The organism is Mycobacterium sp., from assembly GCF_044342925.1.
In the GTDB taxonomy this organism is placed as follows: Bacteria; Actinomycetota; Actinomycetes; order Mycobacteriales; family Mycobacteriaceae; genus Mycobacterium.
In genome coordinates this window covers 1-5,686 of sequence record NZ_JBIIOV010000195.1, presented here as the reverse complement: position 1 = coordinate 5,686, position 5,686 = coordinate 1, and the positions used below count along the sequence as shown (strand labels likewise).

Genomic DNA, 5,686 nt, shown 5'->3' with positions numbered 1-5,686 from the left:
TGCTGGGCCGCTACATCAACTACACCCTGGACCTGGCCGGCATCGCCGGTCTGATCATCGGCATCGGTACCACCGCCGACTCCTTCGTGGTGTTCTTCGAACGCATCAAAGACGAGATGCGCGAAGGGCGCTCGTTCCGGTCGGCGATACCCCGAGCCTGGGTGCGAGCCCGCAAGACCATCCTGTCGGGGTCCGCGGTCAGCTTCCTCGCCGCCGCGGTGCTCTACTTCCTGGCCGTCGGTCAGGTCAAGGGCTTCGCCTTCACCTTGGGCCTGACCACGATCCTCGACGTCACAGTCGTTTTCCTGATCACCTGGCCGCTGATGCATCTGGCGTCCAAGTCGGCAACCATGGCCAAACCGGCCTTCAACGGATTGGGCGCGGTGCAGCAGATTGCCCGCGAGCGGCGTGCCGCAGTGGCCGCCGCGGCGGGACGGGAATAGCTCATGGTCGACAAAACCACCATGGCGGACAAGACCAGGGGGACCGACGTGACATCGGCAACCGAACTCGACGCGACCGGCGTGGAGGTGCCCGACGCGGCACTGCCGCGTCACAGCTTCTTCACCCGGCTCTACACCGGCACCGGCGGCTTCGACGTGATGGGCAAGCGGAAGTTCTTTTTCGCCATCACCGCGCTGATGGTGGCCATCGCCGCCGCCAGCATCGTGCTGCGGGGCTTCACCTTCGGCATCGACTTCCAAGGCGGCACCAAGGTCGGGTTCCCCCGCGGCGACGCCAGCGTCAACCAGGTGGAGCAGGTGTTCACCGACACGATCGGCACGGCGCCGGAGTCGGTGGTCACCGTCGGCAACGGTCCGGGCGCCACCGTGCAGATCCGCTCCAAGGCCTTAAGCAACGAGGAGACGGAGAAGCTGCGCGGCGCGCTCTTCGAGAAGTTCCAGCCCAAAGGCGCCGACGGCAAGCCGAGTAAGCAGGCCATCAGCGACTCGGCGGTATCGGAGACCTGGGGCAACCAGATCACCAAGAAGGCCCTCATCGCCCTCGGGGTGTTCCTGGTGCTGGTCGGCATCTACATCGCGATCCGGTACGAGAAGTACATGGCGATGGCGGCTCTGGGCTCGCTGTTCCTGGACCTCATCATCACCGCCGGCATCTATTCGCTGATCGGCTTCGAGGTGACCCCGGCCACCGTGATCGGCCTGCTCACCATCCTCGGCTACTCGCTCTACGACACCGTCATCGTGTTCGACAAGGTCGAAGAGAACACCAAGGACTTCCAGCACACCACCCGGCGGACCTTCGCCGAGCAGGCCAACCTCGCGGTAAACCAGACTTTCATGCGCTCCATCAACACCAGCCTCATCTCGATCATGCCGGTGCTGGCGCTGATGGTCGTGGCGGTGTGGCTGCTCGGTGTCGGCACGCTCAAGGACCTCTCGCTGGTACTGCTGATCGGCATCCTGGCCGGTACCTACTCCTCGATCTTCTTCGCCACCCCGCTGCTGGTGAGCCTGCGGGAGCGCACCAAGCTGGTGCGCGATCACACCCGCCGGGTGCTCAACCGGCGCCAGGGCGGCGCCGGCTCGGCCGAAGTGGCCACCACCACCGCCGTCGGCGAGGTCGAGACAGTGGCGGTGGGCGCGGGCACTGGTCAAGGCGGGTCCACGCCGGTGCGTCCGGTGCGGCCGCGGCGACCGTCCGGCAAGCGGGAACGATAGGGCGGCAAGGCTTTGAGGCTCGGTTTGCGGCGCCGCCTGTCCGCCGTCGCGGTGGCCGCTGGAACCATCGCCTTCCCCACCATGCTCAGCGGGTGCGCGGATACTGCAGTCGAACAGGTCAACTACGCCGTTGACGGAGTGCTGAGCAGCTACAACACCAACACCGTCAACGGCGCCGCCTCCGCCGGCCCGCAGGCGTTCGCGCGGACCCTCACCGGATTCAGCTTCCACGGCCCGGAAGGGCAGGCGCTGGCCGACAACGACTTCGGGACCGTGACAGTCGCCGGTCGGGAACCGCTCACCCTGGACTATCAGATCTCTGACAACGCGGTGTACTCCGACGGCAAACCCATCACGTGCGACGATATGGTGCTGACCTGGGCGGCCCAGTCCGGTCGGCTGCCGGGATTCAACTCGGCCAGCAGGGCCGGCTACATCGACATCGCCGGCATCGAGTGCCAGACCGGGCAGAAGAAGGCCAAGGTCAATTTCCTGCCCACCCGCGGGATGGTCGACTACAACCAGCTGTTCACCGCCACGTCGCTGATGCCCTCGCACGTCCTTGCCGACGAACTCGGTATCGACGTCACCGGTGCCCTGCTGAGCGGGGATCCGGGCGCGGTCAGCCGGATCGCGGAGACCTGGAACACCATCTGGGATCTCAAGCCGGGCATGGACGCCGAAGCCCTCAAGCGGTTCCCGTCATCGGGGCCCTACAAGATCGACTCGGTGCTCGACAGCGGCGCGGTGGTGCTGACCGCCAACGACCAGTGGTGGGGCGCCAAGCCGGTGACCAAGCGGATCACCGTCTGGCCGCGCGGGCTCGACGTGCAGGACCGCATCAACAACGGCAGCTTCCACGTCGTCGACGTGGCCACTGGTTCGTCGGGCACCCTGACCACGCCGGACGAGTACCAGAGCACCGAAATCCCTTCCGGCGGAATCGAACAGCTCATCTTCGGGCCCAAAGGGTCGGTGTCGACGCCGGAGGTGCGCCGGGCGGTGGCGTCCTGCATCCCGCGTGACGTGATCGCCCGCAACGCCGGCGTGCCGATCGCCCAGACCCGGCTCAATCCGGACAACGAGGACGCCTACACCGTGCTGGAGACCGGGCCGCTGGCCGACCAGTACAACGTGGCCAACCCCGATGCGGCCAGGGCTGCCTTGCAGGACCAGCCACTGACGATGCGACTGGGCTACCAGGCGCCCAACCCCCGGCTGGCCGCCGCCGTCGCGGCGATCACCCAGGCATGCGCGCCGGCGGGTATCACGGTGGTCGACGTGACCGCCCCGGGCACCGGCCCGCAGACCCTGCGCGACGGACAGATCGACGCGCTGCTGGCCAGCACCGGTGGGGCGGCGGGCAGCGGGTCCACGGGCTCCTCGGCCCTGGACGCCTACACTTTCTTCTCGGGCAACGGCAACAACCTGCCCGGTTACGCCAACCCGCAGATCGACGGCATCATCTCGGCGATGGTTATCACCACCGCCCCGAAGGAACAGGCCAGGCTGCTGGGCGACGCCGCGCCGATCCTGTGGACCGACGTGCCGACCCTGCCGCTGTACCGCCAGCAGCGCACCCTGATCTCGTCGAAAAAGATGTTCGCCGTGCAGGCGAACCCCACCAAGTGGGGCGCCGGGTGGAACATGGACCGGTGGCGGCTGGAGCCGTGAGCCGGCCTGAAGGCGGCCGCGAGTTCGCAACGGACCCTGCCGGGATCCTCACCGCCCTCACCCGCCAGATTCCCGACTTCCCTGAGCCCGGTGTGCTGTTCCGCGACCTGACGCCGGTGCTGGCCGACGCCGGCGGCTTCGCGGCGGTCACCGATGCGCTGGCGGCCATGGTCGACGGCGCCGACCTCATCGCCGGAATCGACGCCCGCGGCTTTTTGATCGGTGGGGCGGTGGCTTATCGGCTCGGTGTGGGCGTGCTGGCCGTGCGCAAGGGCGGCAAGCTGCCGCCGCCGGTGCGCAGCCTGCGCTACACCCTTGAATACGGGACGGCGTCGCTGGAGATACCGGCCGACGGCATCCCACTGGCAGGGCGCCGGGTGGCCATCGTCGATGACGTGCTGGCCACCGGTGGCACGGTAACGGCCGCCCGCGACCTGCTGGCGGCCGCCGAGGCCGAGGTCACGGCCGCCGCGGTGGTGCTCGAACTGACCGCACTGCGCGGCCGGGAGCGCCTCTCGCCGCTTCCGGTGTGCGCCGTGCAGCAGATTTAGCGCGTCCGTCGAGCGGCCCGGTGACACCCCGCCGAGGGTTCCCGGGCGATATCCTCGGTGGGGACGGGAGGTGAGCGTTGGCCGACGAAGACTCCGGCGCACCCATGGGCGCCGCGGCGCCACCGGTCGCTGAGCTGCCGGAACCGCGTCCCGAAGCCCCCGCCCCCGCCGCTGTGAAGGCGGCCAGCGCATCCCGCCGGGTGCGGGCTCGCCTGGCACGCCGAATGACCGCCGGGCGCGGCACCATCAACCCGGTCCTGGAGCCGCTGGTCGCGGTGCACCGGGAGATCTATCCCAAAGCCGATCTGTCGCTGCTGCAGCGGGCCTATGAGGTTGCCGACCAACGGCACGCCGACCAGATGCGTCGCTCCGGCGACCCGTACATCACCCACCCGCTGGCGGTGGCGAACATTCTGGCCGAACTGGGCATGGATACCACCACGCTGGTTGCGGCGCTGCTGCACGACACCGTCGAGGACACCGGCTACACCCTGGAGGCATTGACCGCGGAATTCGGCGAGGAGGTCGGTCACCTCGTCGACGGCGTGACCAAGCTGGACAAGGTGGTGCTGGGCAGCGCCGCCGAGGGCGAGACGATCCGCAAGATGATCATCGCGATGGCCCGCGACCCCCGGGTGCTGGTGATCAAGGTCGCCGACCGGCTGCACAACATGCGGACCATGCGGTTCCTGCCGCCCGAGAAGCAGGTCCGAAAGGCTAGGGAGACGCTGGAAGTCATTGCGCCCCTTGCTCATCGGCTCGGTATGGCGACGGTGAAGTGGGAGTTGGAGGATCTGTCGTTCGCCATCCTGCATCCCAAGCGGTACGACGAGATCGTCCGGCTGGTGGCCGACCGGGCGCCGTCCAGGGACACCTATCTGGCCAAGGTGCGCACCGACATCAACGCCGCGCTCAGTGCGATGAAGATCGGTGCGACCGTCGAGGGCCGGCCCAAGCACTACTGGTCGATCTACCAGAAGATGATCGTCAAGGGCCGCGACTTCGACGACATCCACGACCTGGTCGGGGTGCGAATCCTCTGTGATGCGATCCGCGACTGTTACGCCGCGGTGGGCGTGGTGCACTCGCTGTGGCAGCCGATGCCCGGCCGGTTCAAGGACTACATCGCCCAACCCCGGTTCGGGGTGTACCAGTCGTTGCACACCACCGTCGTCGGGCCGGAGGGCAAGCCGCTGGAGGTGCAGATCCGCACCCGCGACATGCACCGGACCGCGGAGTACGGCATCGCCGCGCACTGGCGCTATAAAGAAGCCAAGGGGCGCAACGGAGTTCCACACCCGCATGCCGCCGGTGAGATCGACGACATGGCCTGGATGCGCCAGCTGCTCGACTGGCAGCGGGAAGCCGCCGACCCCGGGGAGTTCCTCGAGTCGCTGCGCTACGACTTGGCCGTGCAGGAGATCTTCGTCTTCACCCCCAAGGGGGATGTGATCACCCTGCCGGCGGGCTCCACGCCGGTGGACTTCGCCTACGCGGTCCACACCGAGGTCGGCCACCGCTGCATCGGTGCGCGGGTCAACGGCCGGCTGGTGGCGCTGGAACGCAAGCTCGAAAACGGGGAAGTGGTGGAGGTTTTCACCTCCAAGGCGCCCAACGCCGGCCCATCGCGGGACTGGCAGGGCTTCGTGGTGTCCCCACGCGCCAAGGCCAAGATCCGGCAGTGGTTCGCCAAGGAACGCCGCGAAGAGGCGCTGGAATCCGGGAAGGACGCGATCGCCCGGGAAGTGCGCCGCGGCGGTCTGCCGTTGCAGCGGCTGG

5 protein-coding genes are annotated in these 5,686 nt (G+C 68.0%); all 5 read left to right on the top strand.

Annotation, left to right across the window (positions count from 1 at the left end; genetic code table 11):
* On the top strand, positions 1 to 443 hold a 443-nt coding region (locus ADBZ6I_RS15615), incomplete at its 5' end, for an MMPL family transporter (RefSeq protein WP_526385416.1).
* A 21-nt stretch (positions 444 to 464) separates the two neighbouring features.
* Positions 465 to 1,682 (top strand): protein translocase subunit SecF, encoded by a 1,218-nt coding sequence (gene secF, locus ADBZ6I_RS15610; RefSeq protein WP_526385422.1) that lies wholly within the window; start codon positions 465 to 467, stop codon positions 1,680 to 1,682.
* Positions 1,683 to 1,763: 81 nt separating this feature from the next.
* Positions 1,764 to 3,356: an ABC transporter substrate-binding protein gene (locus ADBZ6I_RS15605; RefSeq protein ID WP_526385420.1), complete on the top strand. Its 1,593-nt coding sequence runs from the start codon at positions 1,764 to 1,766 to the stop codon at positions 3,354 to 3,356.
* Entirely contained in the window at positions 3,353 to 3,907 is a 555-nt protein-coding gene (locus ADBZ6I_RS15600; RefSeq protein WP_526385414.1) for an adenine phosphoribosyltransferase, read from the top strand. The genes ADBZ6I_RS15605 and ADBZ6I_RS15600 overlap by 4 nt, the downstream gene beginning before the upstream one ends.
* A 104-nt stretch (positions 3,908 to 4,011) precedes the next feature.
* The coding region (locus ADBZ6I_RS15595) for a RelA/SpoT family protein (protein ID WP_526385418.1) at positions 4,012 to 5,686 on the top strand (1,675 nt) is incomplete at its 3' end.